At 27.2% G+C, this 2,905-nt stretch carries 2 protein-coding genes; one reads left to right on the top strand and one right to left on the bottom strand.

The features are described 5' to 3' along the window. A partial coding sequence (locus ACVC2P_RS06230) for a hypothetical protein (protein WP_452597615.1) occupies window positions 1-759 on the top strand: 759 nt, incomplete at its 5' end. Between the two features lie 79 nt (window positions 760-838). On the opposite strand, the gene ACVC2P_RS06225 is transcribed toward ACVC2P_RS06230, so the two are convergent. Beyond that, window positions 839-2,515, bottom strand: a complete 1,677-nt coding sequence (locus ACVC2P_RS06225; protein ID WP_452597614.1) for a carboxypeptidase-like regulatory domain-containing protein — start codon at window positions 2,513-2,515, stop codon at window positions 839-841. Window positions 2,516-2,905 lie beyond the last annotated feature (390 nt).

Below are 2,905 nucleotides of genomic sequence, written 5' to 3'. Positions count from 1 at the left end.
AAGTACAAAAAGCCTTTAACACAGAAAGATAGTCTCAATTTTAAATTTAAAGATAAAGATACTTTAGTTTTAGTTGAAAACTATAAGCGCCCAGAAGGTGTGCGAGTTCCTTATGAATATAAAGATTCTACATTTTTAAACTATTATAAAAAAGTAGCGTTTAACCATAGTAATGGTAAATATAGTAAGGATACAAAAATGAAGTACTGGAAAGATGATATTAAGTTATTTTTCTCTAAAAGTATTTCTAAAAAAGAAAGAAAAGAATTAATGTCTTTTGTTAATACTATAAGTTCTCAAATTGATTCATTAAATATCCACCAAGTTAAGCATGTTGAAGACTCAAATTTTGTTATTTATTATAATGGAGATTATGATTACGAGTCTAAATTAGTAGATATAAAAACGTCTGATTACTTGTACTGGAATGGAAAAAATCAACTTTATAGAGCAGCTATTAAAATAGACCCTAATAAATATTTTAACTCTAAACTTAGACTTTATAAATTAAAAGAATACTTTTTTAGTGCTATAGGTTACTTCAAGCGTATTAACGATTTTAATTGCGATAGTTACTTTTCTAATTGTTACTCTTCTAATAAGAATGTATCGAAATTAGATATAGAACTTTTAAAGTATCATTATTCTTATGGTATTTGTAAAGGTACAAGCCTAGAAACGTTTGAAGAACAGCATAAAGTGGCTAAAGAGGTTCTTAAAAAAAATAATCATAAAATTAATTTTATACATAAAGATTAAAGCGAAATTTTGTCTTTACATATAAAAAGGAACACTTTTTAAGTGTTCCTTTTTTGTATAATTAATTTTTTAATTGATTCTAAATAGTAATTTTCCCTACAATTTGCTCTCCTTTGTTTTTAGCCAATCTTACTACTTGTACTTCTTTTGTTGTTTTAGCAGTACCATAGTTTTTAAATGTTGTTATTTTCATAAACGTAGGGTTCTCATCGTTTTGTAATACTGCATTATTATAATTTACTTTAATATAATAATCTCCTTTTCTAGCATTACGTAATGTAAATTCTTCTGGCCCATAACCTGCGTTTTCATCTGCTGCAATTTCCCCTCCTATTTGTGTTTTAGGATTTCTATAAAAGCAATCTTCTAAATTAGGGTCTATAACATGTAATTCTATATCTGTATCTGCTCTATTCCAATCGATAACGACTCTTACATCGTAATTAGTGTTTATTTCATTATAACTATCTAAAGTACTTTTATTTATAGTGTTATCTTTTTGAATTAAGCTATTAATTTCATTCTTAGTAATATTATTCATTGCAAAAGATTTTTTAGTGTCTTTAGCTTTATAAACGGCATCACTAACTACAGTGTTTAATAATTCGAATGCTTTTTGATTTTTTCCAATTTCTTGGTATGCTAATGCTAAATCTCTATACGATTGTGCATCTTCTGGTTTTAATAATAAAACTCTTTTATATACTGAACTAGCTAACTTATATTTTTTTGCAGCTTCTAATTTGTATCCTAAAGCTTTTAGTAATTCGTAATTATCGTATTCTGATTTAATTATTTCATTTAAAATGGCCTTACTTTCTTCCTCTGCTCCTTTTTTTGCAAAGAAATCGTAGACATCTACATAATACCCTAAATTATCTTTATGCTTTTCTTTTAATTCAGCCACATGTATATTATATGCGTCTTCATTTGTTTTAGCTTTAGATAATACTTTTATATAATCTGCTTTATTATTATTCTTTTTAACTTTTAATCTCCCTTTATATTTTACTGCTTTAAGTTTACTGACTTTTTTATTTACTACTGGCAATTTTGAATTATAATCTTTACTTGTTGTTATTACCAATACTCCATTACTTCCTTGGCTACCATATAAAGCAGAGCCAGCGGCTCCTTTAATTACGTTTACACTTTTTACAGATCTTGGATCTATTGTTCTTACAAAATCTGCTGGAGTAATTACGTTATCTAGAACAATTAATACAGAGTTATCACTTTTAAGAGATCTATTACCTCTTAATATTAATTTTACACTTCCATTTTTTTCTAAAACAGTTAAGCCACTTACTTTACCTGCTAAACTACTTAAAACATCAGAGTTATTAGCTTGAGTAAGTAATTTATTATCTATTACTCTATATGCAGAAGTAATTTCATCCTTTTTACGTTCTAAGCCTAAAGTTGTTACTACAACATCGTTTGATTCGCTTTCTTTGGGAACCATTGTTATATTAATATTCTTTGGCTCATTCACATAAGCTTCGGAAGTAGAATACCCTTTAAAGGAATAGGTTAAAACTTCTCCAGTATTAACTGCTATAGAATAATTACCATTTACATTAGTTTCTGTTCCTGTTGTTGTCCCTTTTACTAAAATGCTTACATTAGGAAATGGGTTCCCGTCTTCATCTAAAATTACTCCAGATACATTAATTTGATCTATAGCAGGAGCATCTTGTCCATAAGCCTGTACTGAGATAAAAGTTACAAGTAAGAGTTTGAATATTGTTTTCATAAGTTAATTAATTTAGTTTAAAGTAAAACTATAATTAAAGATACTAAAAATAAAAAGCAATTGAGTGAAACACTCTTTCTAATGAGTAAACCCTACTTTTGTTTAAGTAAAGTGGATTTCACTTCTTCTTTTATAACTAATGATATCCAATGTCTCATTTATCATCTCCAATTTTTATAGTTGGAATGTCTTGAGCATGTACATTAAATGTAACTAACATGAATCATAGCATTCGTAAAATATATTTCATGGTTTTCTGTGCTTTATTAGTCTTTTATAATTGAAATTAATTCTGGCAATAATGTAATTGCAGTTATTAAAACTGCATTATTTTTAGGTTTAGGTTCTGTATCGGTTTTAGTTACTGCTAATGTACTAGATACTGTAGGT

This window comes from Pontimicrobium sp. MEBiC01747 (assembly GCF_053601635.1).
The sequence above is the reverse complement of the archived record's forward strand: the minus strand, read 5'-3'. Positions and strand labels throughout refer to the sequence as shown.